This is a genomic window from Streptomyces qaidamensis, from assembly GCF_001611795.1.
GTDB lineage: Bacteria > Actinomycetota > Actinomycetes > Streptomycetales > Streptomycetaceae > Streptomyces > Streptomyces qaidamensis.
Genome location: NZ_CP015098.1, coordinates 5,475,927 through 5,501,417 on the forward strand (window position 1 = coordinate 5,475,927; position 25,491 = coordinate 5,501,417).

The following is a 25,491-nucleotide window of genomic DNA, read 5'->3' on the forward strand; positions in this document are numbered from 1 at the left end:
CGTGCCGCCGGCCCCGGGCCGTCTGCCGGGCTGGTGCCCGGGGTCGCGCCGGGGCCCGCGCAGCCCTGGTCGTTCGACACGCCCGATCAGGCCCTGCCGCCCGTGGTGTACACGCCGTCCGCCGAGGAGGAGGCCGTCGAGCCGCGGAGCGCGGTGGCGGGGACGTACGCGCTGGTCGAGTACGTGCCGTTGGGTGAGGCGGTCGCGCAGGTGAGCTGTACCACGAAGGCGGGGCCGTACCAGCGGCAGGTCGAGCGGTGGCTCGGGCTGCGGGTCGACGGGGTGCAGTCGGCGGGTGACTGCCGGGCCATCCGGGCGTTCCAGGTGCAGCAGGGGATCAAGCCGGCCATGGGGTTCGCCGGGCCGGTCACCTGGTCGCGGATGCAGTACCTGTCGGCCCGCCGGAACCCGAACGCCGCCGGGAACTGCCCGGTGCGGTCCCATCCCGTGGCATGTGTGGATCTCAGCCGCCGGCTGATGTGGGTGCAGAAGGGCCGGCAGGTCGTGTTCGGGACGGTGCCCATCCGCAGCGGGCGGGCCGGCTACCGGACCCGGGCCGGGTGGCACAAGGTCTACTGGCGGCACAAGAACCACTGGTCGACGCTGTACAACACGCCCATGCCGTACTCGCAGTTCTTCAGCGGCGGGCAGGCCTTCCACGGCGTCTACGGCTCCCTCTACACCGCCGTCGGCTCGATGGGCGGCCCAATCTCACCGTGGGTGACGCGCGGCGGCTGTGGGGCGTGCTGAAGAAGGGCGACCGGGTGTTCGTGTGGGGGCGGCGGCCCGGGACGTAGCGGACCTGCTGCCGGAGCCCTCTGAGACACTGGGCGCGATGAGCGAGAGAACAGCCCCGACCGCGCCCCTGCGGGCCCGTGCGGAGATCGACCTGGCCGCCCTGCGGGCCAATGTGCGGGCCCTGCGCGCCCATGCGCCGGGCGCGGCCGTGATGGCCGTGGTCAAGTCCGAGGCGTACGGCCACGGGGCTGTGCCGTGCGCCCGCGCGGCCGTCGCCGCGGGGGCGAGCTGGCTGGGCACGGCCACGCCCGAGGAGGCCCTGGCCCTGCGGGCCGCCGGGCTGCCGGGCCGCATCATGTGCTGGCTGTGGACGCCCGGCGGGCCCTGGCGCGAGGCGATCGAGGCCGACCTGGACGTGTCCGTCAGCGGGATGTGGGCCCTGGCGGAGGCCGTCGGGGCGGCCAGGGGAGCCGACCGGCCCGCCCGCGTGCAGCTCAAGGCCGACACCGGCCTCGGGCGGGGCGGCTGCCAGCCCGGGGCGGACTGGGCCGGACTGGTCCGCGAGGCGCTGCGGGCCGAAGCCGAGGGGCTCCTGCGCGTCACGGGACTGTGGTCGCACTTCGCCTGCGCCGACGAGCCCGGGCATCCCTCCATCGCCGACCAGCTCGGCGTGTTCCGGGAGATGGTCGCGTACGCCGAGGGACAGGGCGTACGGCCCGAGGTCCGGCACATCGCCAACTCGCCGGCCACCCTCACGCTCCCCGAGAGCCACTTCGACCTGGTCCGCACCGGCATCGCCACCTACGGCATCTCGCCCAGCCCCGAGCTGGGCACCCCAGCCGACTTCGGGCTGCGCCCGGTGATGACGCTGTCCGGCTCGCTGGCCCTGGTCAAACACGTGCCGGGTGGGCACGGCGTCAGCTACGGCCACCGGTACGTGACACCCGGCGCGACCACCCTCGGCCTGGTGCCGCTGGGCTACGCCGACGGCATCCCGCGGCACGCCTCCTCGGCCGGGCCGGTCCTGGTCGAGGGCAAGTGGCGCACGATCGCCGGGCGGGTCGCCATGGACCAGTTCGTGGTGGATCTGGGCGGCGACGAGCCCGCGGCCGGGGCCGAGGCGGTCCTGTTCGGGCCCGGGGACCGCGGAGAGCCCACGGCGGAGGACTGGGCCCAGGCGGCCGGAACCATCGCCTACGAGATCGTGACCCGGATCGGAACGCGGGTTCCTCGCGTCTATGTGAATGAGGAACGGGACGGGTAACTCGCACGGGGAACCCGTCACGCGAGGAACACCAGGCACCCTTGCAACAGCAGCACCATCCGGCCCACCGGTTCACTCGACCGGGTGAGCCACCCGACCAGCACCCGGCGAAGAGGAGCGTACGTGAGCGAGAGCAGTGCGGAGGTCGTCGCGGACGTCGCCTCCGCGGCCGTCGCGGTCTCCGCCGCGGGGGCCGCGGGGGGCTGGCGCCGGGCGACCGGCATCGCCGGCGTGGCGATAGGCGTGGTGGCCGCGGGCGCGGCCGCCGGTGTCGCCCTGGAGCGGATGACGGTCGGCCGCGGCATGCGGCAGAAGGCGCGGCTCGCCCTGGACTCCGCGGGGCCGTACGGCTCGCTGCGCGGCATGCCCGGCAAGGCGTTCGCCGACGACGGCACGGAGCTGTACTACGAAGTCGACGACCTCGACGAGGAGGCCGCTCCCGCCGCCATCGGCCCGCGCCGCCGACGGCTCTTCGGCCGCAAGTCACCCGCTCCCGTCACCGTCGTCTTCAGCCACGGCTACTGCCTCAGCCAGGACTCCTGGCACTTCCAGCGGGCTGCCCTGCGGGGCGTCGTACGGACCGTGCACTGGGACCAGCGCAGCCACGGCCGGTCCGGGCGGGGCGTGGCCCAGGGACGGGACGACGAGCCGGTCACGATCGAGCAGCTGGGCCGGGACCTGAAGGCCGTCATGGACGCGGCCGCCCCCGAGGGGCCGCTCGTGCTCGTCGGGCACTCCATGGGCGGCATGACGGTGATGGCGCTGGCCGACCAGTACCCCGAGCTGATCCGGGAGCGGGTCGTCGGGGTCGCCTTCGTGGGGACGTCGTCGGGGCGGCTCGGCGAGGTCAACTACGGCCTGCCCGTCGCCGGGGTCAACGCGGTGCGGCGGGTGCTGCCCGGGGTGCTGAAGGTGCTGGGGCAGCGGGCCGAGCTGGTGGAGAAGGGGCGCCGGGCGACGGCCGACCTGTTCGCCGGGATCATCAAGCGGTACTCGTTCGCGTCCCGGGACGTCGACCCGGCCGTCGCCCGGTTCGCCGAGCGGATGATCGAGAGCACGCCGATCGACGTGGTCGCCGAGTACTACCCGGCGTTCAACGACCACGACAAGACCGAGGCGCTCGTCCACTTCGCGGACCTGCCGGTGCTCGTCCTGGCCGGCGTGCAGGATTTGGTCACTCCCAGTGAGCACAGCGAGGCCATCGCCGATCTGCTCCCCGACGCCGAGCTGGTGCTGGTGCCGGACGCCGGGCACCTGGTGATGCTGGAACACCCGGAAGTGGTCACCGACCGCCTCGCCGACCTGCTCACCCGCACGGGTGCCGTGCCCGCAGGGGCTACCGTGAAGGGCTATGGAAGCACCAGCACCGCACAGCCCGGCTGAGCCCGGATCCGTCCAGATCGTCGTCACGTCCCCCGAGCAGATGCGGGAGCTGGGCCGCCGGCTCGCGAAACTGCTGCGCGCCGGTGACCTGGTGATGCTCAGCGGAGAGCTCGGCGCGGGCAAGACGACGCTGACGCGTGGGCTGGGCGAGGGGCTCGGCGTGCGCGGGGCCGTCACCTCGCCGACGTTCGTGATCGCCCGGGTACACCCCTCGCTGGGCGAGGGGCCGCCACTGGTCCACGTCGACGCCTACCGGCTCTCCGGCGGTCTCGACGAGATGGAGGACCTCGACCTCGACGTCTCGCTGCCCGACTCCGTGGTCGTCGTGGAGTGGGGCGAGGGCAAGGTCGAGGAGCTGACGGAGGACCGGCTCCAGGTCGTCATCCACCGGGCGGTGGGCGACACGACCGACGAGGTCCGGCAGATGACGCTCACCGGTGTGGGGAAACGCTGGGCCGAGGCTGACCTGAGCGTGCTCGCCGCCTGAGTTCTCGCCGCCTGAGTTCTCGCCGTCCCGGGCCCGGTGTGCGGTCTTTTGATGAACGTTCCGACAAGACGTCGGCAAGATGTTGCGTTCGGTGTCCCGTGCGTGGTCACATGGTATCCAGTCCGTAGTTAGGTGTACCTAACTTCGTCGGCCCCGGCCCTTCGGGAGGCGTCCATGTCGGCTACAGAGAGCAAGGGGCAGCCGCAGTGGTTCGCGGTCGCCGGGGTGTCCATGCGCGACCTGCTGGCGGCGGGTCAGGCAGCGGCGCTGATCTCCGCACCGCCGCGCCCTCCCGAGCCGGAGCTCTCCGAGCGGGCCTCCGCACACCGCGAAGCGGCCTAGCGGACGACCACGACCCTGCGGCCGATCGTCGCGAACGTCCACATCGCGTCCCCGTCCACGCGGGATTCACGGATGCCGCCCGTGCGGACCTTCGGGTCGGGGGCGGGGGCCGGGGTGGCCGACTCGTTCACGGCCGCGCTGAAGCCGATGACCACGCCGTCCACACTGGCGAAGCGCACCACGTGCTCGACCGGGACGCCGTCGGAACCGGTGACCGCGTTCGAGCGGGACGTCACCGAGTAGCTGCCCGGGGCCGGGTCCACCGCGCTCGGCTCGACCTCGAACGTGCGGCTGACCGCCTCGTCCCCGGCGACCAGCCACACCCGGTCGCCGCGCAGCGAGTAGACGACCCGGGCGCCCTTTCCGGATGCGGGGGGCAGTGCGGTGGGGTCCCTCTTGACCTGGGGTGCCTTCGACGTACCGGCCGCCGGTGCGGCGCCCGCCCGCGCCGCCCTGCCCAGACCGGCCGGGAGGGTCTCGGCCGCCTGGTGGGCGAGGTAGCCGACCGTCGCGAGAGCCGCGGCGGTGAGCCCGGCCACGATTCCCGAGCTGCTAGCTGCCACCCGCGTTCACCTCACGTCGTGCATCCCTGTCGTGACGGTAGGTGACGGTAGCAGCACGTGACGACCCGACAGGCGCGGCCGTGCCGGGGCCCGGAGAGCCGTAGGCTGTTTGCGTGCTCTTGCTCGCTCTGGATACCGCCACGCCCGCTGTCACCGTCGCGCTGCACGACGGACGCGATGTCATCGCCTCGTCGAGCCAGGTGGACGCGCGGCGCCACGGGGAACTGCTACTGCCGGCGATCGACCGGGTGCTCGCCGAGGCCGGTGTGCGGCTCGACGCCGTCACCGGGATCGTCGCCGGGATCGGTCCCGGACCGTACACCGGGCTGCGCGTCGGCCTGATGACCGCGGACACCTTCGGGCTCGCGCTCGGCGTCCCCGTGCACGGCGTGTGCACGCTGGACGGCCTCGCCTGCGCCGCCGACCTGGAGGGCCCGTTCGTCGTGGCGACCGACGCCCGCCGCAAGGAGGTGTACTGGGCCCGCTACGCCGACTCCCGCACCCGGGTCACCGACCCCGCCGTGGACCGGCCCGCCGACATCGCCGAGCAGGTCAGGGGACTGCCCGCGGTCGGCGCCGGTGCGCTGCTGTACCCGGACACCTTCCCCAAGGCGCACGAGCCGGAGCACGTGTCCGCCGCCGCCCTCGCCCGGCTGGCGGCCAAGAAGCTGGCGGCCGGCGAGGAACTCCCCCCGCCCCGGCCGCTGTACCTGCGCCGCCCCGACGCCCAGGTCCCCAAGAACTACAAGGTGGTCACCCCCAAGTGACCGAACCCGAGACGTGCGCGCTGCGCGAGATGCGCTGGTGGGACATCGACGCCGTGCTGGAGCTGGAGCGGGACCTTTTCCCCGAGGACGCCTGGTCCCGGGGCATGTTCTGGTCCGAGCTGGCCCACGCGCGGGGGCCCGAGGCCAACCGGCGGTACGTCGTCGCCGAGGCCGGCTCCCGGATCGTCGGCTACGCCGGTCTGGTCTCCACCGGTGAGCAGGCCGACGTCCAGACCATCGCCGTGTCCCGCGAACTGTGGGGCACCGGCCTCGGCGGACGGCTGCTGGCAGAACTGCTGCGGGCCGCCACCACCTTCGAGTGCGCCGAGGTGCTGCTGGAGTGCCGGGTCGACAACGTCCGCGCACAGAAGCTGTACGAGCGCTTCGGCTTCGAGCCCATCGGTTTCCGGCGCGGCTACTACCAGCCCGGGAACGTGGACGCCCTGGTGATGCGCCTGACCGCCCCCGAGAACTCCGTACAAGGAACCGAGATCAATGGCTGACGAACCCCTCGTACTGGGAATCGAGACCTCCTGCGACGAGACCGGCGTCGGCATCGTGCGGGGCACCACCCTGCTGGCCGACGCCGTCGCCTCCAGCGTCGACGAGCACGCCCGCTTCGGCGGGGTCGTCCCGGAGGTCGCGAGCCGCGCCCACCTTGAGGCGATGGTCCCCACCATCGACCGCGCGCTGAAGGAGGCGGGCGTCACCGCCCGCGACCTCGACGGCATCGCCGTCACCGCCGGTCCCGGTCTCGCGGGCGCCCTGCTGGTCGGCGTCTCCGCGGCGAAGGCCTACGCCTACGCCCTCGGCAAGCCCCTCTACGGCGTCAACCACCTCGCCTCGCACATCTGCGTGGACCAGCTGGAGCACGGCGCGCTGCCCGAGCCGACCATGGCCCTGCTGGTCTCCGGCGGCCACTCCTCGCTGCTGCTGTCCTCGGACATCACCTCCGACGTCCGGCCGATGGGCGCGACCATCGACGACGCGGCCGGCGAGGCCTTCGACAAGATCGCCCGCGTGCTGAACCTCGGCTTCCCCGGCGGCCCGGTCATCGACCGGTACGCCAAGGAGGGCGACCCGAACGCGATCGCCTTCCCCCGGGGCCTGACCGGCCCGCGTGACCCGGTCTACGACTTCTCCTTCTCGGGGCTGAAGACCGCCGTGGCGCGCTGGATCGAGGCCAAGCGGGCGGCGGGGGAGGAGGTGCCGGTGCGGGACGTGGCGGCGTCCTTCCAGGAGGCGGTCGTGGACGTACTGACCCGCAAGGCCGTCCGGGCCTGCAAGGACGAGGGCGTCGACCACCTGATGATCGGCGGCGGCGTGGCCGCCAACTCCCGGCTGCGGGTCCTCGCCCAGGAGCGCTGCGAGGCCGCGGGGATCCGGCTGCGGGTGCCGCGGCCCAAGCTGTGCACGGACAACGGCGCGATGGTCGCCGCCCTCGGCGCCGAGATGGTCGCCCGGAACCGGGCGGCGTCAAGCTGGGACCTGTCGGCCGACTCCTCGCTGCCGGTGACGGAGCCGCACGTCCCGGGCGACCACGACCATGTGCACGAGGTCAGCAAGGAGAACCTCTACTCGTGACGGTCGCGCTGATGTGGGAGGCCCGGGCCGTGCCCGGGCGCGGCGAGGACCTGCTCGCCTGGGCCCGCGCCCAGGAGCTGCCCCACGCGCCGCTGCGCCGGGAGACCCTGCGCGCTCCCCAGGACCGGGTCCTCGTCCTCACCTGGTGGGACGCCCCCCTCGACGCCGAGCTGCCCGAACTGCCCGAGCCCGACGGGGAATTGATCACCAGAGCGGTGCATCGCTGGCGCTTCGAGTCGGTGGCGGTCGACTGACCGGCCCCCTCACCCGAGGGCCGGGGACACCTCCGTCTCGCAGCGCAGCCGCCGGTCCGCTCCGGTCTCGCGGACCGGGCCCGTGAGCGTCAGGTGCGCCGTGTGGCGTACGTCCGTGCTGGACGCCGCCAACCGCAGTTCCAGGGCGCCCGGTTCGACCACCCTGCGGCCCGAGCGGTCCGTGAAGGACGACAGGTCCGCGTGGAAGCGGAACGTCACCCGAACCGCCTCGCCCGGGGCCAGTTCCACCCGCTGGTAGCCGATCAGCCGTACGTCGGGGCGGGTCACCGAGGCCACCGGGTCGTGCAGGTACAACTGCACGACCTCCGCGCCCGCCCGCTCGCCCGTGTTCCGGACGGTCACCGACACGTCGTGGGAGCCGTCCGTGCCGAGCTCGGCCGGTTCGGTCGCGGAGCAGTCCTCCCAGGCGAACGCCGTGTAGGAGCGGCCGTGGCCGAAGGCGTACAGCGGGGTCGGGTCGAGGTTGCTGACCTCGCCCGCCAGGCCCAGGGGCGGCTGGAGGTAGGTCCAGGGCTGCCCGCCGGGGACCTGCGGGACGCTGACGGGCAGGCGGCCCGAGGGGTTCACGCGGCCCGAGAGGACGCCCGCGACCGCCGGGCCACCCTCCTCGCCCGGGAAGAACGCCTGGACGACCGCGCCGAGCCGGCCGTGCCAGCGGCCCAGGGCGTAGGGGCGGCCGGTCAGCAGCACCAGCACCACGGGGACGCCGGTGGCGGCCAGCGCGTCCAGCAGTTCGCCCTGGGCGCCCGGCAGGCCGAGGTCCGTCGCGTCGCAGCCCTCGCCCGAGGTGCCGCGGCCGAACAGGCCCGCCCGGTCGCCGAGGACCGCCACGCACACGTCCGCCTCGGCGGTGCGGGCGATGGCCTCCTCGAAGCCCCCGGTGTCCGGGTCCGTCACGTCGCAGCCCTGCGCGAACGTCACCTTGGCGTCGGGGAGTTCGGTGCGCAGGGCGTCCAGGACGGTCGGGATCTCGATGCCGGCCGGCACCTCGGGGTGGTGGGTGAGGACGTGGGACGGGAAGGAGTAGCAGCCCAGCATGGCCAGGGCGTCGGCCGCCCGGGGACCGACCACCGCGATCCGGGTGCCGGGGGCCAGCGGGAGCAGTCCGTCGGGGTTGTCGAGCAGTACCACCGACTCCTCGGCCAGGCGGCGGGCCAGGATGCGGTTGCCCGTCGAGTCGAGCTCGATCGCCGTGGCCGGCTCGGGGGTCCAGTCCTCGTCCAGCAGGCCCAGTTCGCACTTCTGGAGCAGGACGTGACGGGCCGCGCGGTCCACGAGCTCCTCGGGGACCGCGCCCGAGCGGACCGCCTCCAGCAGCGGCCGGCCGTAGCACTTGACGGTGGGCAGTTCGACGTCGATGCCGGCGGTGAGGGCCGCGTGGGCCGCCTCGGCCGGGGTCCCGGCAACGCGATGGAGGCTCTGGAGGAACGCGATGCCGAAGTAGTCGGCGACGACCGTGCCGGTGAAGCCCCACTCCTCGCGCAGGAGACGGGTCAGCAGTCCCGGGTCCGCGGAGGCCGGGACACCGTCCGTCTCGGTGTAGGCGGCCATCACCGAGCGGGCCCCGCCCTCGCGCAGGGCCATCTCGAAGGGCGGCAGGGTGACGTCGGCGTACTCGCGCACCCCGGCCCGCACCGGGGCGAGGTTGCGGGCGCCGGCCGAGGAGGCGTACCCGGCGAAGTGCTTGAGCGTGGCGACGACCCCGGCCGACTCCAGGCCCCGCACATAGGCCGCACCGACCGTGCCGACCAGGTACGGGTCCTCGCCGATCGTCTCCTCCACCCGGCCCCAGCGTGGATCGCGCACGACGTCCAGCACGGGCGCGAGCCCCTGGTGCACGCCGACCGAGCGCAGGTCGTCGCCGATGCGGCGGGCCATCTCCTCGACCAGCGGCGGATCCCAGGCCGCGCCCCAGGCCAGCGGGACCGGGTAGGCCGTGGCCCGCCAGGCGGTGAAGCCGGCCAGGCACTCCTCGTGCGCGATCGCCGGGATGCCGAAACGGCCGGCCCCGGCAATCCGGCGCTGGGCGCGCGCCAAGGCCTGCGCGCCGAGCGCCGGGTCCACGGGAGCGGTGCCGAAGGAGCGGGTGAGCTGGCCCAGCCCGTGGGTGATCAGCTCCTCCCAGTCGTACTCGACGGTCATGTCGTGCTGGTGCGGAGCGACTCCGCCGCCGTCCGTCGCGGCGCCCACCCACACGCCGTACAACTGGGCCGTCTTCTCCTCCAGGGTCATCCGGGAGAGCAGGTCGTCGACGCGGGCGGCGGCGGGCAGCGCGGGATCACGCCAGGGCGCGGTGGTCATGAAGCTCCTGTCGGGTGGACGGACGTGCCCTCTCACGAACGTTCCAACGAATGTTTCGTTATGAACTTCGAATGTTCCGGGAACCTATGGCGGTGCGAGAACTTCGTCAAGGGGGCCGACAGGGTTACGATCGCCGCCATGACATCCCCGGAGCCGGCTGAAAGCCGGACGCAGACCCGGACGCAGAGGCGCAGCGCGCAGACGGCGACGCTCGCCGAGATCGCCCGTGAGGCGGGCGTCTCGGCCCCGACTGTTTCGAAGGTCCTCAACGGCCGGGCCGACGTCGCCCCGGCCACCCGGTCCCGCGTCGAGGACCTGCTGCGCGCCCATGGCTACCGGCGCCGCCGTGCCGAGGCGACCCGTTCGCCCCTGCTCGACCTGGTCTTCCACGAGCTGGAGAGCGCCTGGGCGATGGAGGTCATCCGGGGTGTGGAGAACGTGGCCCGGGACGCCGGCCTCAGTGTCGTGCTGTCCGAGAGCGCGGGGCGGCTCACCCCCGGGCGGACCTGGGCCGACCAGGTCGCCGCGCGCCGGCCGCACGGTGTGATCCTGGTCCTGTCCGGGCTGGACGAGTCGCAGCGGGCGCTGCTCACCAGCCGCTCCATCCCGTTCGTGGTGATGGACCCGGCCGGCGATCCCGGCGCCGACGTGCCGTCGATCGGCGCGACCAACTGGCAGGGCGGTCTGGCCGCCACCCGGCATCTGGTCGAGCTGGGCCACCGCAGGATCGGTGCGATCAGCGGGCCCTCGCAGATGATGTGCAGCCGGGCCCGGATCGACGGCTACCGGGCCGCGCTGGAGACGGCCGGGCTGCCGGTGGATCCCGCCCTGATCGCGACCGGCGACTTCCACCACGAGACCGGCTACCGACGGGGCCTGGAACTGCTGCGCCGCCCGGACCGGCCGACCGCCGTCTTCGCCGGGAACGACCTCCAGGCGCTCGGGCTGTACGAGGCCGCGCGCGAGCTGGGGCTGCGCATCCCCGAGGACCTGAGCGTGGTCGGCTTCGACGACCTGCCGGTGGCGCCCTGGGTCGGGCCGCCGCTGACGACCGTACGGCAGCCGCTGACCGAGATGGCCGAGGCGGCGGCCAAGCTGGTCCTCGCCCTCGGGCGGGACGAGGGGGCCGAGGCGGCGACCCGGGTGGAGCTGGCGACGAGCCTGGTGGTGCGCAGCAGCACGACGGGGCCGGCGGAAGAGCAGGTGCTGTATTGACGGGTGTTCCGGACGCCTCCACACTGCACCGAAGCCAATCGGTTGCACCACCGAAACTTTCGGAGGCACCCGCAATGAGATCCCTGAGATCGGGCTTACTGACATCCCTGCTGGCCGGAGTCGTCACCGCCGGCTCCCTGCTGGTCGCGGCACCCGTCTCGCACGCCGCCGACACCCCCCTGCGCGGCCTCGCCGAAGCCAAGGGCAAGGTCATGGGTACGGCGGTCACCGGCTCCAAGCTCACCGGCACCTACGGCGAGATCGCCGCGCGCGAGTTCAACTGGCTCACCCCGGGCAACGCCATGAAGTGGGGCTCGGTCGAGCCGAGCCGCGGCACCTACAACTGGGCCGAGGCCGACCGGATCGTGGACTTCGCCGAGACTCACGGCCAGCAGGTGCGCGGGCACACCCTGCTCTGGCACCAGCAGAATCCGGGCTGGCTGACGAACGGCAGCTGGACGAAGGACCGGCTCAGCACGGTCGTCCAGGATCACATCGCGACCGAAGTCGGCCGCTACAAGGGCCGCGTGGCTGCCTGGGACGTCGTCAACGAACCCTTTGACGAGGACGGCACCTACCGCCCGACCCTCTTCCGCACCACCCTCGGCCAGGACTACATCGCGCAGGCCCTCACCTGGGCCCGGGCCGCCGACCCGGGCGCGAAGCTGTACATCAACGACTACAACGTGGAGGGCGTCAACGCGAAGAGCACCGCCCTGTACGACCTGGTCAAGTCCCTGAAGGAGCGCGGGGTTCCGATCGACGGGGTCGGGCTCCAGGCCCATCTCATCGTGGGCCAGGTGCCCTCGACGCTCCGGCAGAACATCCAGCGCTTCGCCGACCTGGGCGTCGACGTGGCCATCACGGAGCTGGACATCCGGATGCAACTCCCGGCGACGCAGGCGAAGCTGACTCAGCAGGCCGCCGACTACAGGGCCGTCTTGAACGCCTGTGTCGCGGTCGCGCGCTGCACCGGCGTCACCGTCTGGGGCTTCACCGACTCCGACTCCTGGATCCCGGACACCTTCCCCGGCCAGGGCGCGGCGACCCCGTACGACGAGAACTACCAGCCGAAACCGGCGTACCACGCCATCGCGGAGGCGCTCGGCGGGACGACGACCCCGCCGCCGACGGGCGCCTGCACGGCCGTCTACAGCGTCACCAGCCAGTGGAGCAGCGGCTACACGGGCCAGGTGCGGATCGCCTGCTCGGGCGCCTCGCTGTCGTCGTGGAAGGTGAACTGGACGTTCGGCGCCGGGCAGCGGATCACGCAGGCCTGGAACGCGAACTGCACGCAGTCGGGTGCGGCGGTCAGTTGCGCCAACGCCCCGTACAACGGCTCCGTGCCGGACGGCGGTTCGGTGACGTTCGGGTTCAACGGTTCGTGGAGCGGGAGCAATCCGGTGCCGGTGGTGGCGCTGGGGTGAGCCCGGGACCTGAAATCTGAGAATTTCCGAAGAAAAGGCTCCCTGAGCTCCCTGCCCGTAATAATTCGGACTTATGTTCCTGCCGTGACGGAACATCACGGGGCCGAGGGCAAGGAAACCGGCCGGCGGTCGAGAGCGCTGAAGACCGCCGGCCTCGCCCTGGCGGGGACGCTGGTGCTGGGCGCCGGAGCGGCGGGCTGGGCCTACTGGCATCTCAGCGACAACATCACCGGCGTCGACATCGACAACGCGCTGGGCGACGACCGGCCGCCGAAACCGGTCACCACACCGGCGTCCTCGGCCCCGGCCCTGCCGAGCGAGGCCCTCAACATCCTGGTCCTCGGCTCGGACTCGCGCAGCGGCAAGGAGAACCGCAGGCTCGGCGGCGGCGACAGCTCCGGTGCCCGCTCGGACACGGCGATGGTCGTCCATCTCGACGCCGGGCGGACCAGCGCGACGGTGGTGAGCATCCCGCGCGACACCCTCGTCACCCGCCCGTCCTGCCCGCGCCCGTCCGGCGGGTCGACGGCGGTCGCCCACCACTCCATGTTCAACAGCGCGTACGAGGTGGGCGGTCCGGTCTGCGCGGTCAAGACGGTCGAGGAGATGACGAACGTCCGCATGGACCACTACCTCGAAATCGACTTCTCCGGCTTCGCCGAGCTGGTCGACGCGCTGGGCGGGGTCACCGTCACCACGGACGAGGACATCGCCGACGAGGACAGTCATCTGCGGCTGAAGGCGGGCACCCACCACCTGGACGGCACCCAGGCCCTCGGTCTCGCCCGCACCCGGCACGGCATAGGCGACGGCAGCGACCTGGGCCGCATAGGCCTCCAGCAGAAGCTGGTGAAGGCCCTGCTGGAGCAGATCGCCGCCCAGGACCTGCTCACCGACCCGGCCAGGCTGTACCGCGTCGCGGACGCGGTGACGGCAGGCCTCACCACGGACACCGGCCTGGACTCCCTCGCCGAACTGACCCGGCTCGGACAGAGCCTGCAGGGCCTCTCGGCGAGCGGGGTGCGGACGGTGATGATGCCGGTGGTGCGGGCGCCGTCGGATCCCAACCGGGTGGTGGCGGAGGAGCCGGAGGCGGGGAAGCTGTGGGAGTCGCTGCGCTGACCTGCGGGAACGCGTCCAGGGAAAAAATCTTCGAGAAATTCCGGCGAGCATGTCGATCCGTCGTTCCCCCGATCGACGCAGGGGTGAGAGCGGGGAAGAGCCCCGCTTTTCGAAGACCTCGAGGAGTCACCGTGCCGCGCTTTCTCACCCTGATCCGCATCGACGAGAAGAACGCCCCCGCCGAGGGCCCGAGCCCCGAGCTCATGGAGCGGATGGGCAAGCTGCTGGAGGAGATCACCAAGGCCGGGGTCATGCTCGACACGGCCGGGCTCACGCCGACCTCGGACGGCAGCCGGGTGACCTGGGAGGGCGGGCAGCTCTCCGTCACCGACGGGCCGTTCACCGAGTCCAAGGAGGTCATCGGCGGCTACTCGATCAGCCAGTGCAAGGACAAGGCCGAGGCCATCGAATGGGCCAAGCGGTTCCTCTCCCTGCACGAGGACTACTGGACGATCACCGCGGAGGTCCGGCAGATCACCGAGGACTGACCGGACCCGCTTGGCCGGGCGGCCCGACGGGTGTCTGATGGTGGGCTGTGACCTCGCAGCCCACCCCGGCCTCGCAGCCCACCCCATCCCGGCCCGACCGTACCGCCGGGGCCATCGAGACCGTCTTCCGTATGGAGTCGCCCCGGATCATCGCCGGGGTCACCCGAGTCGTCCGGGACGTCGGGATCGCGGAGGAACTCGCGCAGGACGCGCTGGTCGCGGCGCTGGAGCAGTGGCCGCGGGACGGGGTGCCCGACAATCCGGGCGCCTGGCTGATGACCACCGCCCGCCACCGCGCCGTCGACCTGGTCCGGCGCCGGGAGAACTACGCCCGCAAGCTGGCGGAGATCGGCCGGACCCTGCCCGAAGCGGCGGCCCCGCCGGAGGAGCCCGCCGACCCCGACGACATCGACGACGACCTGCTCCGCCTGGTCTTCACCGCCTGCCACCCGGTCCTGTCCACCGAGGCACGTACCGCCCTGACCCTGCGCCTGCTCGGCGGCCTCACCACGGCCGAGATCGCCCGCGCCTTCCTCGTCCCGGAGCCGACGGTGGCGCAGCGCATCGTCCGCGCCAAACGCACCCTGGCGACGAAGAACGTCGCCTTCGAGATGCCGTACGGCCCCGACCGCGAGGCCCGCCTCGGCTCGGTCCTCGACGTCATCTACCTGATCTTCAACGAGGGCTACGCCGCCACGGCCGGAGACGACTGGCTCCGCCCGTCCCTGTGCGAGGACGCCCTGCGCCTGGCCCGGGTGCTCACGGCCCTCATGCCGAAGGAACCCGAAGTGCACGGCCTCACCGCGCTCCTGGAGCTCCAGGCGTCCCGTACGGCGGCCCGCACCGGCCCCTCCGGCGAGCCGGTCCTGCTGAGGGACCAGAACCGCTCCCGCTGGAACCGCATGCTCATCGCCCGCGGCTTCGCCGCACTGGGCCGGGCCGAGGCCACCTCCGGCGGTGCCCCGGGCCCGTACCTCCTCCAGGCGGCCATCGCCGCCTGCCATGCGCACGCGTACAGCTACGAGGAGACCGACTGGTCCCGCATCGCCACCCTCTACGGCCTCCTGGCCGCCCGCTCCCCGTCCCCGGTCGTGGAGCTGAACCGGGCGGTGGCCGTCTCGATGGCCAAGGGCCCGGCCGAGGCCCTCGCCCTAGTCGACGCCCTGGCCGGCGACCCCGCCCTGCGGGACTACCACCTGCTGCCCAGCGTCCGCGGCGACCTGCTCGCCCGCCTCGGCCGTGCGCCGGAGGCCCGGGCCGAGTTCGAGCGGGCGGCGTCCCTGACCCGGAACGAACGGGAGCGGGAGCTTCTGCTGCGCCGGGCGGCGGAACAGCCGTGACGGTCAGGCCGGGCGCCCGATGAGCATCGCCGGTGCCCCCGCGACCCGGGTCAGGAACACCGTGGCCGCGTGCGGGCCCTGTGGCTTGACCTTCCTGCGCAGCTCCTCCGGCTCGACCGCCGAGCCCCGCTTCTTCACGGTCAGCGTGCCGACCCGCCGCTCCCGCAGCAGCGCCTTCAGCTTCTTGACGTTGAAGGGCAGATGGTCGGTGATCTCGTAGGCCGTGGCGTACGGGGTCGGGTGCAGGGCGTCGGCCGTGACGTACGCGATGGTCGCGTCGAGCAGCCCGCCGTCGACCCGGTCGGCCACCTCCGCGACCAGGTGGGCTCGGATGACGGCGCCGTCGGGCTCGTAGAGGTAGCGGCCGGGCGGGCGGACCGCGGGGTCGGGCAGGCCGCGGGAGAGCAGGGTGCGGGGGCCCGGCAGGAGGGTCGCCCGGACCGCCCCGGGTTCGGTGCCGAACCACAGCACCGCCTCCTTGACGTCCCCGCCGTCGGAGATCCACTCGGCCTCGGCGTCCTCGGGGACCGCCTCGTGCGGGATGCCGGGGGCGATCTTCAGCGCGGCGGCCCGAGGGGCGCGGCGGGCGGCGGACACCGCCCAGGACAGGGGCGGTGAGTAGGCCTCGGGGTCGAAGATCCGGCCGCGGCCGCCGCGCCGGGCGGGGTCGACGAACACGGCGTCGAAACCGGCCGTGTCCACGTCCGTGACGTCCGCCTCGCGGACGTCGACGAGGCCGGACAGGCCCAGCGCGTCGGCGTTGGCCCGGGCCGCAGCGGCGGTCTGCGGGTCCCGGTCCACGGCCAGCACCCGGATCCCGGCGCGGGCCAGCGCGATCGCGTCCCCGCCGATACCGCAGCACAGGTCGGCGACCGAGGTGATGCCCAGGTCCGCCATGCGCCGGGCCCGGTAGGCCGCCACGCTCGCCCGGGTCGACTGCTCGACCCCGTTCGGCGTGAAGAACATCCGGCCGGCGTCCTCGGCCCCGAACTTCACCACCGCCCGCTGCCGCAGCCGCGCCTGCCCGAGCGCCGCCGACACCAGCTCGGCGGGGTGCTCGCGGCGCAGCCGGGTCGCGACGGCCAGCTCCTGCGCCGGGTCGGTGTCCCGCACCTCGTCGAGGAGGGCGCGGCCTTCGGGGGTGAGGAGGGGGGCGAGGTCGTTCACCGGATCATTGTCGGCCACGGCGGCGGGCGAAAGACGTGTGGGCCAGTCGGTGGATGCCGGGGTACCGGCCGCGGTGTCGGACCGGGATCGGCGGGAGGGGCTGCGAGGATCCGGCACCATGCGAGCAGTCGTACAAAATGACAAAAGTCGGGCAGGGGGGCGTGCGCCCGCACGCGTACGGATCGGCCTCGCCGTGCTCGTGCTCGCCGCCATCGCCTCCGGGTGCGCACAGGAAGGAGGCGGCGACCAGGTCACCCCGGCCGGCGGCCAGCAGCCCCTCGACGCACCCCCGGCCCGCGCGCTCGACTCGTACGCCGGCAAGCTGCGCGCCGCGCACGCCGCCCGGGTCGCCGCCGCGCACCGCTGGGACCTGCGCAGGGTCCCCCTCGCCGCCCCGCCGCCCCCGGCGGAGAAGCCGAGGATCAGGACCCGCAAGGGCTTCGAGGTGAACGGCCACCACAGGTCGAACCTCCCACCCGTCTTCACCACGGTGCCCACCCGGGACAAGGTCGTCTTCCTCACCATCGACGACGGCGCCGAGAAGGACCGGGCGTTCCTGCGGATGATGAGCGACCTGGGCGTCCCGTACACCGCCTTCCTCAGCGGCTACCTGGTCAAGGACGACACCCGCTACTTCCGCAAGATGCAGTCCAGGGGCGTGGTCCTGAACAACCACACCCTCCACCACCCCAATCTGCGGGGCCTGTCGTACCGGGCGCAGAAGCGCGAGATCTGCGGCATGCAGCGCTACCTGGAGAAGCGGTTCGGCACACGTCCCGACCTCTTCCGTCCGCCCTTCGGCAGCTACGACCGGGCGACCCTGCGCGCCGCCAAGGCCTGCGGCATCGCGTACGTGCCCCTGTGGAACCAGGAGGTCTTCGCCGACCACTGGGAGTACCGCGAAGGGGACCGCAAGCTGCGCCCGGGGGACATCGTCCTCACGCACTTCCGGGGCCCTGACCAGTGGAAGGGCACGATGGCCGACATGATCCGCCGCTTCCTGGACAAGGTCACGGCTCAGGGGTACGCGGTGGGGCGGCTGGAGGACTACCTGTGAGGCGGCCGGCCGCCGCCGTACTGTGCGCGGCCCTGCTGGCCGGCTGCGCCGGGGCAGCGGGGGAGCGGCCGGGCCCCGTCGACGGCCGCGCGCAGGACCCGGCACGCGCGGCGGGTGACAGCAGCAGCCTGCCCCCTGTCGTGGACCACGTCCCCACCCGCGACCCGGTCGTCTTCCTCACCTACGACGACGGCGCCGAACGCGACCCCCGCTTCGTCGGCCTCGTCCGCGAACGGCGGCTCCCGGTCACCATGTTCCTGACCGACAGCGTCGTGGGACCCGGCTACGGCCACTTCGCCCGGCTGCGCGCGGTCGGCGCCTCCATCCAGAACCACACCCTGGACCACCCCGCCCTGCGCGGCCTGCCCTACGCCGGGCAGCGCGCCGAGATCTGCGGCCAGCAGCACAAGCTCCGCTCCCGCTTCGGCATCAGCCCCCGCCTCTTCCGCCCGCCCTACGGCACTTACGACACGACGACCCTGCGCGCCGCCGCCGACTGCGGCATCACGGCGGTCGTCCTGTGGCGCGCGTCCCTGGGCGCCGGCGGCGAACTGACCTACACCCGGGGCGAGCCCGCCCTGCGCGCCGGAGACATCGTCTCGGTGCCGTCCGGCGAGACCGGGTCCCTGACCCTCACGGAACGGACCGAGCGCCTGCTGCGGGAGATCGGGGAACGGGGGCTGCGGGTGGGGCGGCTGGAGGACCACCTGGAGAGAACGCCCGGCCGACGCGCCGCGGGCAATTAGCAGTCCGCTTGACCGAGTGCTAATCGCAGTCATAGTCTCGGCTCTGGCACTCCCCCTAGGAGAGTGCCAACACAGCGACGGGCAGGTCCGGCACCCGCGACGACGGATCCACCTGGTCGCCACCTCAGACAGTCAACCCCGTGATCTCCGAAGGGGGAGGTCGGATCGTGACGACCACCAGCTCCAAGGTTGCCATCAAGCCGCTCGAGGACCGCATCGTGGTCCAGCCGCTCGACGCCGAGCAGACCACCGCCTCTGGCCTGGTCATCCCGGACACCGCCAAGGAGAAGCCCCAGGAGGGCGTCGTCCTGGCCGTGGGCCCGGGCCGGTTCGAGGACGGCAACCGTCTTCCGCTCGACGTCTCCGTCGGCGACGTCGTGCTCTACAGCAAGTACGGCGGCACCGAGGTGAAGTACAACGGCGAGGAGTACCTCGTCCTCTCGGCCCGCGACGTGCTCGCGATCGTCGAGAAGTAATTCACCCCAAGCACCTTGCTTTGAACTGCGCCCCTGGCCCCCGCGATCGTCAATGAGCCGGGCGCCCGGGGCGCAGTGCCGTTCACCCCAGATTCCGGAAGAGGGCTCACGCTCCCATGGCGAAGATCCTGAAGTTCGACGAGGACGCCCGTCGCGCCCTCGAGCGCGGCGTCAACAAGCTTGCCGACACGGTCAAGGTGACGATCGGCCCCAAGGGCCGCAACGTCGTCATCGACAAGAAGTTCGGCGCTCCCACCATCACCAACGACGGTGTGACCATCGCCCGTGAGGTCGAGGTCGAGGACCCGTACGAGAACCTCGGTGCCCAGCTGGTCAAGGAGGTGGCGACCAAGACCAACGACATCGCGGGTGACGGTACGACCACCGCGACCGTGCTCGCCCAGGCGCTCGTGCGCGAGGGCCTGAAGAACGTCGCCGCCGGTGCCTCCCCGGCCGCCCTGAAGAAGGGCATCGACGCCGCCGTCGCCGCGGTCTCCGAGGAGCTCCTCGCGACCGCCCGTCCGATCGACGAGAAGTCCGACATCGCCGCCGTCGCCGGTCTGTCCGCCCAGGACTCCCAGGTCGGCGAGCTCATCGCCGAGGCGATGGACAAGGTCGGCAAGGACGGTGTCATCACCGTCGAGGAGTCCAACACCTTCGGTCTGGAGCTGGACTTCACCGAGGGCATGGCCTTCGACAAGGGCTACCTGTCGCCGTACTTCGTGACGGACCAGGAGCGCATGGAAGCCGTCCTGGACGACCCGTACATCCTCATCACGCAGGGCAAGATCTCCGCCATCGCGGACCTCCTGCCGCTGCTGGAGAAGGTCATCCAGTCCAACGCCTCCAAGCCGCTGCTGATCATCGCCGAGGACGTCGAGGGCGAGGCCCTCTCCACCCTCGTCGTGAACAAGATCCGCGGCACCTTCAACGCCGTCGCCGTGAAGGCCCCCGGCTTCGGCGACCGCCGCAAGGCGATGCTGCAGGACCTGGCGATCCTCACCGGCGCCACGGTCGTCTCCGAGGAGGTCGGCCTCAAGCTCGACCAGGTCGGCCTGGACGTGCTCGGCTCCGCCCGCCGCGTCACCGTCACCAAGGACGACACCACGGTCGTCGACGGCGCCGGCAACAAGGACGACGTGCAGGGCCGCGTCGCCCAGATCAAGGCCGAGATCGAGTCCACCGACTCCGACTGGGACCGCGAGAAGCTCCAGGAGCGCCTCGCGAAGCTGGCCGGCGGCGTGTGCGTCATCCGCGTGGGTGCCGCCACCGAGGTCGAGCTCAAGGAGCGCAAGCACCGTCTGGAGGACGCCATCTCCGCGACCCGCGCCGCGGTCGAGGAGGGCATCGTCTCCGGTGGTGGCTCCGCGCTGGTCCACGCCGTCAAGGTCCTGGAGGGCAACCTCGGCAAGACCGGCGACGAGGCCACGGGTGTCGCGGTCGTCCGCAAGGCCGCCGTCGAGCCGCTGCGCTGGATCGCCGAGAACGCCGGCCTGGAGGGCTACGTCATCACCTCCAAGGTCGCCGAGCTCGACAAGGGCCAGGGCTTCAACGCCGCCACCGGCGAGTACGGCGACCTGGTCAAGGCCGGCGTCATCGACCCGGTCAAGGTCACCCGCTCCGCCCTGGAGAACGCCGCCTCCATCGCCTCCCTCCTCCTCACGACCGAGACCCTGGTCGTCGAGAAGAAGGAAGAGGAGGAGCCGGCCGCCGCGGGCCACGGCCACGGCCACTCCCACTGAGGCACCGACCTCGTAGCAGAGGCCCCCGTTCCGCCCAGGCGGAACGGGGGCCTCTGCCGTAGGCCTGCCGGTCACAGCTCCAGCGGGTCGAGCACCCCGAGCTGCTGCATCAGCCCCAGCCGGTCGTACTGCCACCAGCCCTCGGCGATCTTCCCGTCCGGTGTGCAGCGGTGCACGGTCGTCCCCGTCATGGTGACCTCCTGCCCGGTCGGCGCAATCCCGAGGAACTCGCCCGTGTGACGCCCGTGGAAGGTCCACCGGGTGCACACCCGGTCGCCCTGCGCCATCTGGTCTTCGATGGTGAACGAGAAGTCGAACCCGCCCCGCCACACCTCCACCTCGCGCCGGACCGCGTCCAGCCCGATGACGTCCTGCACATTGGCGGGATCGTGGTCGTGGTAGTCCTCGATGAACACGTCGTTGAACGGCGGCGCGGCCCCCTGACCCGGCGCGAGCTCGAAGAACCTGCGCGCGGTGGCCGCGTACAGCTGCTCGTCCCGCACCACGTCCAGGTCGGTGAAGGTCGGCGTCTCCTCGCAGAGCGCCACCATGTCCTGGAAGATCCGGTCGGTCTCCGGCAGCCCGGAGTTGCGCATCGCCTCCTCGTACGACGGGAACTCCACGATCTCCACGATGTGCGACGCGTCGGCCCGGTCCTTCGCCACCACACTGTGCGACGCGGTCCGCTTGCCTTTGGTCTGCTCGACCCACCGGTCCATCAGCCGGTTCATCTCGTCGAGCCGGCTGGTCCTGCATTCGATGAGCTGTACGAAGGTCATGGCCTCGCCTCCGGCCCCCCTGGGTCCGGCTGAACAGCTTCATTGTCCCAAGGGGAATGCCCGGGTGCCTCCCGGCTCACGGCGGAAGAAGAGGAGCCGGCCGACGCGCGCCTACTGCGGCCCGTACTTCCGGCCCGTCTTGGAGGAGACGGCCCCGAGCACCCCCCGCGGCACCAGCTTCGCCGCCCCCATCAGCGCCTTGTAGCGCGGGTCCGGAACGGACAGCGTCTTGCCACGCGCCAGATCGTGCAGCGCCGCCGCCACCAGCTTGTCCGCGTCGAGCCACATCCAGCCCGGGATGTTGTCGGTGCCCATCCCCGCCCGGTCGTGGAACTCGGTGCGCACGAAGCCCGGGCAGAGCGCCATCAGCCGTACGCCGCTGCCGGCCAGGTCGCGTGCCGCACCCTGCGTGAACTGCACGACCCAGGCCTTGGACGCGCCGTAGGTGCCGCGGGGCACGAAGGCGGCCACCGACGCGACGTTGACCACGCCGCCCCGGCCGCGCTCACGCATGGCCTCGGTCGCCGCCGACGTCAGCCGCAGCACGGCCTCGCAGTGCACCTTGAGCATCCGCAGCTCGTCGGACATGGAGACGTCGAGATAGCGGCCCTTGTTGCCGAACCCGGCGTTGTTGATCAGCAGGTCGACGGGGTTCTTGCGGTCGCCGAGGCGCCCGGCCACCGCCTCGATCCCCTTGTCCTCGGCCAGGTCGGCCGTCAGCACCTCCGCCTCGATGCCGTGCCGGTCGTGCAGCTCGGTCGCCTGCTCCCGAAGCCGCTTTGTGTCGCGGGCCACCAGCACCAGGTTGTGCCCGTCCGCCGCCAGTCGCCGCGCGAACGCGGCCCCGATGCCTGCCGTCGATCCCGTAATCAGAGCCGTTGTCATGGCAGAAGGTTAGTGACCTGGACCGAGTGCATCCGCTTCCCCGTGGGGCCGTCCGTGGTGAAGGGTCCGTGGAGACAGGCGTGGTGAGCGGCCATCAGGCCCCGTACTTCTCCTCGTACTCCCGCGCCATCCTCAGCACCTCCGGGTGCAGGGCCTCGCCCGCGGCCCGCAGCCGCGGCAGCAGCGTCCGCTCGGTCGTCACCGCCCGGAACTGCAGGGCCACCGTCACGTCGTGGCCCGGCCGGTGCACGATCTCGACCGCATCGCCCGCGCGGACCTCCCCGGGCACGATCACCCGCAGATACGCCCCCGGCGCACCCCGCTGCGTGAACCGCTTGACCCAGCCCTTCTCGCCCATGTGGCCCTGGAACGTACGGCACGGGATCCGCCCGGAGGTGACCTCCAGCACCACCTCGGGCCCGACCCGCCAGCGCTCGCCGATCAGCGCACCGGACACGTCCAGGCCGCGGGTCGTGAGGTTCTCGCCGAACGCGCCGTCGGCCAGCGTCCGGCCCAGCTCGCGCTCCCACTCGTCCAGGTCCTCACGGGCCATGGCGTACACCGCCTGGTCGTCGCCGCCGTGGTGCTCCCGCTTGCACACCGCGTCCCCGGCCAGCCCGCTCCCGCCGACGCCCTTGGGCCCGGGCGCCGACACCCGCACCGGCCCGTCGGCAGGCCGTTTGTCGATCCCGGTCACGCCCTCCGCGTTGTCGGTGTACGGCACGGCCTCGGCGCGGCCCAGATTCACTGACAGAAGCCTCATGCCCGCACGGTAGGCGACCGGCCCCCAAAGCGTCGACGCATTATCGACAGCGGCATCAAAGGGTGACTTATCCTCGAAGGGTGATCGAAGCCCGTCATCTCCGCGTCCTGCGCGCCGTCGCGACCACCGGCTCCTTCTCCGCCGCCGGCCGTGAGCTGGGCTGCACCCAGCCCGCCGTCAGCCAGCAGATGAAGGCCCTGGAAACCTCCGTCGGCACGCCTCTGCTGATCCGCACCGGACGGGAGATGCGCCTGACGCAGGCCGGCGAGGCGCTGGTACGGCACGCCGCCGGCATCCTCGCCGGGCTCACGGCCGCCGAGGAGGAGGTCGCCGCCATCGCCGGGCTGCGCGCGGGCCGGGTCCGGCTCGTCTCCTTCCCCAGCGGCAGCTCCACCCTCGTCCCCACGGCCCTCGCCGCGCTGCGCGAGGCGCACCCGGGCACCCGCGTCTCCCTGGAGGAGGCCGAGCCGCCCGCCTCCGTCGGACTGCTGCGCGAGGGCGACTGCGACGTGGCGCTCGCGTTCCGCTACGAGGGGGCGGCGGGCGCCGAGGAGTGGGACGACCTCGTCGTACGGCCGCTGCTGTCGGACCGGCTCGTCGCACTCGTGCCGGAGCGGCACCGGCTCGCGGGCGCGGAGTCCGTCGCCATCGGCGAGCTCACCGAGGAGCCGTGGATCGCGGGCTGCCCGCGCTGCCGCGGACAACTGGTCGAGGTGTGCGCGGCGGCCGGCTTCACCCCGCGCATCGACTTCGCGACCGACGACTACCCGGCCGTCGTCGGCCTCGTCGGCGCCGGTCTGGGCGTGGCCGTGCTGCCCCAGCTGGCCGTCGAGTCGGTACGGCCCCGGGGTGTGCGCACCGTTCGCCTCGAACCGGCGGTGCGCCGGGAGATCGTCGCGCTCACCCTGCCCGACCTCGCACAGGTCCCGGCCGTGGCGGCGACGCTCGACCAGCTGGCCCGGGCCGCTCGCCGCTGACGCGGCCCCTGCGTCCCAAAAACCAACGGCACGCGTGCGCGTGCCCGTTCGCAGAAACGTTCCTTCAGTTGTTCGAGGCGGTGTGCCCGCCCGATGTCGACGCCGACACCAGCCGGTTGCGCGCCCGCCCCATCAGCTCTTCGCGCTCGTCCTCGGTCAGCCCGCCCCACACGCCGTACGGCTCACGCACCGCCAGGGCGTGGGCGGCGCACTCGGCGCGTACCGGGCACCTCATGCAGACCTCTTTGGCCGAGTTCTCACGAGCGCTCCTCGCCGCACCGCGCTCACCCTCCGGATGGAAGAAGAGCGAGCTGTCCACGCCGCGACAGGCAGCCAGCAGCTGCCAGTCCCACAGGTCCGCGTTCGGTCCGGGAAGGCGGGAGAAATCTGCCATTACGTGACCCCTTGTAGCCGTTCTGGGCGGATCCGGTGCCTACGACCGTACAACTACGATCTAAGGAGATGAAAATATGACTCATTGCGAATCTAGCTCCAGACACTGGCAAAGCGGAAGAAATGGGTCTGAATGGGGCATAGGTTGTGATGAAAGTTCGAGGGTGTGCTGTGCATATCTGCACCGTGTCCGCCCCCTCACGTAGAGTGCCGAAGACGGCAGCCGGCCCCGTAACTCTTTCGAGTGACCGTCGTTGAGAGTGCGAGGCGGTTGAAGGAACAAGCGCTCGGACGGGTGTCCGAGGCGGTCGACCGCACAGGTGACGATTTCGTACCAGCCTGGAGGCTCAAGGTGACGTGCATCAGCTGCGGAGGGCGGTCATGACATCCGTCCTCGTCTGCGACGACTCCCCGCTTGCCCGAGAGGCGCTCCGTCGTGCGGTGGCGACCGTGCCCGGCGTAGAGCGCGTGACGACGGCGGCCAACGGCGAGGAAGTCCTTCGCCGCTGGGGGGCCGACCGCTCGGACCTGATTCTGATGGACGTACGCATGCCCGGACTGGGCGGCGTCGAGACGGTCCGGCGGCTGCTGTCCGCCGACCCCGGTGCGCGCATCATCATGCTCACCGTCGCCGAGGACCTGGACGGCGTGGCCCTCGCGGTCGCCGCCGGTGCCCGCGGCTATCTGCACAAGGACGCCTCCCGCGCGGAACTGCGCGCGACGGTGACCCAGGCCCTGGCCGACCCGACCTGGCGGCTCGCCCCGCGCCGGCTGCGCTCGGCCGAGATGGGCGCGGCACCCACGCTCACGGCGCGTGAGATCCAGGTCCTCGAAGGCATGAGCCACGGCCGCTCGAACGCCGAGATCGGCCGCGAGCTGTTCCTCTCCGAGGACACGGTCAAGACGCATGCCCGGCGCCTGTTCAAGAAGCTCGGCGCCTCGGACCGGGCCCACGCCGTGGCGCTCGGTTTCCGGTGGGGTCTGGTGCGCTAGGGCCTGTCGTTCGGATCACGCCCGACCTTCGGACCGGGCCGGTTTCGACGCGCGGCCTCCGGCCGGGACCGGAGGGCGGGGGCACCCTGATGCCCCCGCGTGAGCCGCACCCGCGTGGACCGAAGCCGGCGGCGGGCGACAGCGCCGTCAGGGATCTGCCCCGGCCCGGGCGAGGTCGAGAGCCCGGGAGGGCGCAGGCGAGGACCCACCTCCCCGG

At 72.3% G+C, this 25,491-nt stretch carries 27 protein-coding genes; 20 read left to right on the plus strand and 7 right to left on the minus strand.

Annotation, left to right across the window (positions count from 1 at the left end; genetic code table 11):
* Window positions 1–33: 33 nt before the first annotated feature.
* From A4E84_RS24485 to A4E84_RS43505, 5 genes are all read left to right on the plus strand, one after another.
* Window positions 34–750, plus strand: coding sequence for a L,D-transpeptidase family protein (locus A4E84_RS24485; RefSeq protein ID WP_335340834.1), 717 nt, complete (start codon window positions 34–36; stop codon window positions 748–750).
* A gap of 85 nt (window positions 751–835) precedes the next feature.
* Window positions 836–2,002 carry an alanine racemase gene (gene alr / locus A4E84_RS24490; protein WP_062931591.1) on the plus strand — a complete coding sequence of 389 codons (1,167 nt, stop codon included), beginning with the start codon at window positions 836–838 and terminating at the stop codon, window positions 2,000–2,002.
* A 123-nt stretch (window positions 2,003–2,125) separates the two neighbouring features.
* Window positions 2,126–3,385: an alpha/beta fold hydrolase gene (locus A4E84_RS24495; protein WP_062928608.1), complete on the plus strand. Its 1,260-nt coding sequence runs from the start codon at window positions 2,126–2,128 to the stop codon at window positions 3,383–3,385.
* Window positions 3,354–3,872 (plus strand): tRNA (adenosine(37)-N6)-threonylcarbamoyltransferase complex ATPase subunit type 1 TsaE, encoded by a 519-nt coding sequence (tsaE, locus tag A4E84_RS24500; protein ID WP_062928609.1) that lies wholly within the window; start codon window positions 3,354–3,356, stop codon window positions 3,870–3,872. The genes A4E84_RS24495 and tsaE overlap by 32 nt, the downstream gene beginning before the upstream one ends.
* Window positions 3,873–4,046: 174 nt before the next feature.
* Window positions 4,047–4,214: a hypothetical protein gene (locus A4E84_RS43505; RefSeq protein WP_167455416.1), complete on the plus strand. Its 168-nt coding sequence runs from the start codon at window positions 4,047–4,049 to the stop codon at window positions 4,212–4,214.
* On the opposite strand, the gene A4E84_RS24505 is transcribed toward A4E84_RS43505, so the two are convergent.
* The gene (locus tag A4E84_RS24505; protein ID WP_062928610.1) at window positions 4,211–4,777 is read right to left on the minus strand and encodes a hypothetical protein; all 567 of its coding nucleotides are present in this window, start codon (window positions 4,775–4,777) and stop codon (window positions 4,211–4,213) included. The two genes, A4E84_RS43505 and A4E84_RS24505, sit on opposite strands and share 4 nt — an antisense overlap.
* 113 nt (window positions 4,778–4,890) lie before the next feature.
* On the opposite strand from A4E84_RS24505, the gene tsaB reads away from it, so the two are divergent.
* Genes tsaB through A4E84_RS24525 form a run of 4 tightly spaced genes read left to right on the plus strand, consistent with a single transcriptional unit; the run spans window position 4,891 to window position 7,382 of the window.
* The gene (gene tsaB, locus A4E84_RS24510; RefSeq protein WP_062928611.1) at window positions 4,891–5,544 is read left to right on the plus strand and encodes a tRNA (adenosine(37)-N6)-threonylcarbamoyltransferase complex dimerization subunit type 1 TsaB; all 654 of its coding nucleotides are present in this window, start codon (window positions 4,891–4,893) and stop codon (window positions 5,542–5,544) included.
* A gap of 29 nt (window positions 5,545–5,573) precedes the next feature.
* Window positions 5,574–6,047, plus strand: coding sequence for a ribosomal protein S18-alanine N-acetyltransferase (gene rimI, locus A4E84_RS24515; RefSeq protein ID WP_062931592.1), 474 nt, complete (start codon window positions 5,574–5,576; stop codon window positions 6,045–6,047).
* On the plus strand, window positions 6,040–7,128 hold the full coding sequence (gene tsaD, locus A4E84_RS24520; protein ID WP_062928612.1) for a tRNA (adenosine(37)-N6)-threonylcarbamoyltransferase complex transferase subunit TsaD: 1,089 nt from the start codon (window positions 6,040–6,042) through the stop codon (window positions 7,126–7,128). Before rimI ends, tsaD begins: the two co-directional genes overlap by 8 nt.
* Window positions 7,125–7,382 carry a hypothetical protein gene (locus A4E84_RS24525; protein ID WP_062928613.1) on the plus strand — a complete coding sequence of 86 codons (258 nt, stop codon included), beginning with the start codon at window positions 7,125–7,127 and terminating at the stop codon, window positions 7,380–7,382. Before tsaD ends, A4E84_RS24525 begins: the two co-directional genes overlap by 4 nt.
* Before the next feature lie 9 nt (window positions 7,383–7,391).
* Here A4E84_RS24525 and A4E84_RS24530 read toward each other — a convergent pair whose 3' ends face one another.
* A complete protein-coding gene (locus tag A4E84_RS24530; RefSeq protein ID WP_062928614.1) occupies window positions 7,392–9,704 on the minus strand; it encodes a beta-xylosidase/alpha-l-arabinosidase in 2,313 nt (770 codons plus the stop codon).
* Window positions 9,705–9,842: 138 nt separating this feature from the next.
* On the opposite strand from A4E84_RS24530, the gene A4E84_RS24535 reads away from it, so the two are divergent.
* The 5 genes from A4E84_RS24535 to A4E84_RS24555 all read left to right on the plus strand — a co-directional run bounded on the left by A4E84_RS24535 (window position 9,843) and on the right by A4E84_RS24555 (window position 15,296).
* Complete coding sequence (locus A4E84_RS24535; protein WP_062931593.1) at window positions 9,843–10,919, plus strand: LacI family DNA-binding transcriptional regulator; 1,077 nt, start codon at window positions 9,843–9,845, stop codon at window positions 10,917–10,919.
* Window positions 10,920–10,993: 74 nt separating this feature from the next.
* The gene (locus A4E84_RS24540) at window positions 10,994–12,346 is read left to right on the plus strand and encodes an endo-1,4-beta-xylanase (RefSeq protein WP_062928615.1); all 1,353 of its coding nucleotides are present in this window, start codon (window positions 10,994–10,996) and stop codon (window positions 12,344–12,346) included.
* A gap of 84 nt (window positions 12,347–12,430) precedes the next feature.
* On the plus strand, window positions 12,431–13,468 hold the full coding sequence (locus A4E84_RS24545; RefSeq protein ID WP_062928616.1) for an LCP family protein: 1,038 nt from the start codon (window positions 12,431–12,433) through the stop codon (window positions 13,466–13,468).
* 131 nt (window positions 13,469–13,599) lie between these two features.
* Window positions 13,600–13,956 carry a YciI family protein gene (locus A4E84_RS24550; protein ID WP_062928617.1) on the plus strand — a complete coding sequence of 119 codons (357 nt, stop codon included), beginning with the start codon at window positions 13,600–13,602 and terminating at the stop codon, window positions 13,954–13,956.
* Between the two features lie 47 nt (window positions 13,957–14,003).
* A complete protein-coding gene (locus tag A4E84_RS24555; protein WP_062928618.1) occupies window positions 14,004–15,296 on the plus strand; it encodes an RNA polymerase sigma factor in 1,293 nt (430 codons plus the stop codon).
* A gap of 3 nt (window positions 15,297–15,299) precedes the next feature.
* Here A4E84_RS24555 and A4E84_RS24560 read toward each other — a convergent pair whose 3' ends face one another.
* On the minus strand, window positions 15,300–16,463 hold the full coding sequence (locus tag A4E84_RS24560) for a THUMP-like domain-containing protein (RefSeq protein ID WP_062928619.1): 1,164 nt from the start codon (window positions 16,461–16,463) through the stop codon (window positions 15,300–15,302).
* A 118-nt stretch (window positions 16,464–16,581) separates the two neighbouring features.
* On the opposite strand from A4E84_RS24560, the gene A4E84_RS24565 reads away from it, so the two are divergent.
* The 4 genes from A4E84_RS24565 (at window position 16,582) to groL (ending at window position 20,484) form a co-directional block, all read left to right on the plus strand.
* Entirely contained in the window at window positions 16,582–17,520 is a 939-nt protein-coding gene (locus tag A4E84_RS24565; protein WP_167455417.1) for a polysaccharide deacetylase family protein, read from the plus strand.
* Entirely contained in the window at window positions 17,517–18,266 is a 750-nt protein-coding gene (locus A4E84_RS24570) for a polysaccharide deacetylase family protein (protein WP_062928621.1), read from the plus strand. Before A4E84_RS24565 ends, A4E84_RS24570 begins: the two co-directional genes overlap by 4 nt.
* 167 nt (window positions 18,267–18,433) lie before the next feature.
* Window positions 18,434–18,742 carry a co-chaperone GroES gene (gene groES / locus A4E84_RS24575; protein ID WP_003974211.1) on the plus strand — a complete coding sequence of 103 codons (309 nt, stop codon included), beginning with the start codon at window positions 18,434–18,436 and terminating at the stop codon, window positions 18,740–18,742.
* Between the two features lie 116 nt (window positions 18,743–18,858).
* The gene (gene groL, locus A4E84_RS24580; protein ID WP_062928622.1) at window positions 18,859–20,484 is read left to right on the plus strand and encodes a chaperonin GroEL; all 1,626 of its coding nucleotides are present in this window, start codon (window positions 18,859–18,861) and stop codon (window positions 20,482–20,484) included.
* Between the two features lie 71 nt (window positions 20,485–20,555).
* On the opposite strand, the gene A4E84_RS24585 is transcribed toward groL, so the two are convergent.
* From A4E84_RS24585 to A4E84_RS24595, 3 genes are all read right to left on the minus strand, one after another.
* The gene (locus A4E84_RS24585; protein ID WP_062928623.1) at window positions 20,556–21,263 is read right to left on the minus strand and encodes an ester cyclase; all 708 of its coding nucleotides are present in this window, start codon (window positions 21,261–21,263) and stop codon (window positions 20,556–20,558) included.
* A 111-nt stretch (window positions 21,264–21,374) separates the two neighbouring features.
* Window positions 21,375–22,148: an SDR family NAD(P)-dependent oxidoreductase gene (locus A4E84_RS24590; RefSeq protein ID WP_062928624.1), complete on the minus strand. Its 774-nt coding sequence runs from the start codon at window positions 22,146–22,148 to the stop codon at window positions 21,375–21,377.
* A 94-nt stretch (window positions 22,149–22,242) separates the two neighbouring features.
* The gene (locus A4E84_RS24595) at window positions 22,243–22,911 is read right to left on the minus strand and encodes an MOSC domain-containing protein (RefSeq protein WP_062928625.1); all 669 of its coding nucleotides are present in this window, start codon (window positions 22,909–22,911) and stop codon (window positions 22,243–22,245) included.
* A gap of 80 nt (window positions 22,912–22,991) precedes the next feature.
* Here A4E84_RS24595 and A4E84_RS24600 point away from each other — a divergent pair, with 80 nt between their 5' ends.
* A complete protein-coding gene (locus A4E84_RS24600; protein WP_033311558.1) occupies window positions 22,992–23,888 on the plus strand; it encodes a LysR family transcriptional regulator in 897 nt (298 codons plus the stop codon).
* A 64-nt stretch (window positions 23,889–23,952) separates the two neighbouring features.
* On the opposite strand, the gene A4E84_RS24605 is transcribed toward A4E84_RS24600, so the two are convergent.
* Window positions 23,953–24,282 carry a WhiB family transcriptional regulator gene (locus A4E84_RS24605; RefSeq protein ID WP_062928626.1) on the minus strand — a complete coding sequence of 110 codons (330 nt, stop codon included), beginning with the start codon at window positions 24,280–24,282 and terminating at the stop codon, window positions 23,953–23,955.
* Between the two features lie 380 nt (window positions 24,283–24,662).
* Between A4E84_RS24605 and A4E84_RS24610 the strand changes: the two genes are divergently transcribed.
* Window positions 24,663–25,274: a response regulator transcription factor gene (locus A4E84_RS24610; protein ID WP_003948568.1), complete on the plus strand. Its 612-nt coding sequence runs from the start codon at window positions 24,663–24,665 to the stop codon at window positions 25,272–25,274.
* The last annotated feature ends 217 nt before the right edge of the window (window positions 25,275–25,491 follow it).

Coding starts and splice junctions, on each gene's coding strand:
- A4E84_RS24565 (WP_167455417.1), top strand. CDS start 16,582: ATGCGAGCAGTCGTACAAAATGACAAAAGTCGGGCAGGGGGGCGTGCG.
- rimI (WP_062931592.1), top strand. CDS start 5,574: ATGCGCTGGTGGGACATCGACGCCGTGCTGGAGCTGGAGCGGGACCTT.
- A4E84_RS24530 (WP_062928614.1), bottom strand. CDS start 9,704: ATGACCACCGCGCCCTGGCGTGATCCCGCGCTGCCCGCCGCCGCCCGC.
- A4E84_RS24595 (WP_062928625.1), bottom strand. CDS start 22,911: ATGAGGCTTCTGTCAGTGAATCTGGGCCGCGCCGAGGCCGTGCCGTAC.
- A4E84_RS24605 (WP_062928626.1), bottom strand. CDS start 24,282: ATGGCAGATTTCTCCCGCCTTCCCGGACCGAACGCGGACCTGTGGGAC.
- A4E84_RS24610 (WP_003948568.1), top strand. CDS start 24,663: ATGACATCCGTCCTCGTCTGCGACGACTCCCCGCTTGCCCGAGAGGCG.
- A4E84_RS24535 (WP_062931593.1), top strand. CDS start 9,843: ATGACATCCCCGGAGCCGGCTGAAAGCCGGACGCAGACCCGGACGCAG.
- A4E84_RS24540 (WP_062928615.1), top strand. CDS start 10,994: ATGAGATCCCTGAGATCGGGCTTACTGACATCCCTGCTGGCCGGAGTC.
- A4E84_RS24585 (WP_062928623.1), bottom strand. CDS start 21,263: ATGACCTTCGTACAGCTCATCGAATGCAGGACCAGCCGGCTCGACGAG.
- alr (WP_062931591.1), top strand. CDS start 836: ATGAGCGAGAGAACAGCCCCGACCGCGCCCCTGCGGGCCCGTGCGGAG.
- A4E84_RS43505 (WP_167455416.1), top strand. CDS start 4,047: ATGTCGGCTACAGAGAGCAAGGGGCAGCCGCAGTGGTTCGCGGTCGCC.
- tsaD (WP_062928612.1), top strand. CDS start 6,040: ATGGCTGACGAACCCCTCGTACTGGGAATCGAGACCTCCTGCGACGAG.
- A4E84_RS24590 (WP_062928624.1), bottom strand. CDS start 22,148: ATGACAACGGCTCTGATTACGGGATCGACGGCAGGCATCGGGGCCGCG.
- tsaE (WP_062928609.1), top strand. CDS start 3,354: ATGGAAGCACCAGCACCGCACAGCCCGGCTGAGCCCGGATCCGTCCAG.
- groL (WP_062928622.1), top strand. CDS start 18,859: ATGGCGAAGATCCTGAAGTTCGACGAGGACGCCCGTCGCGCCCTCGAG.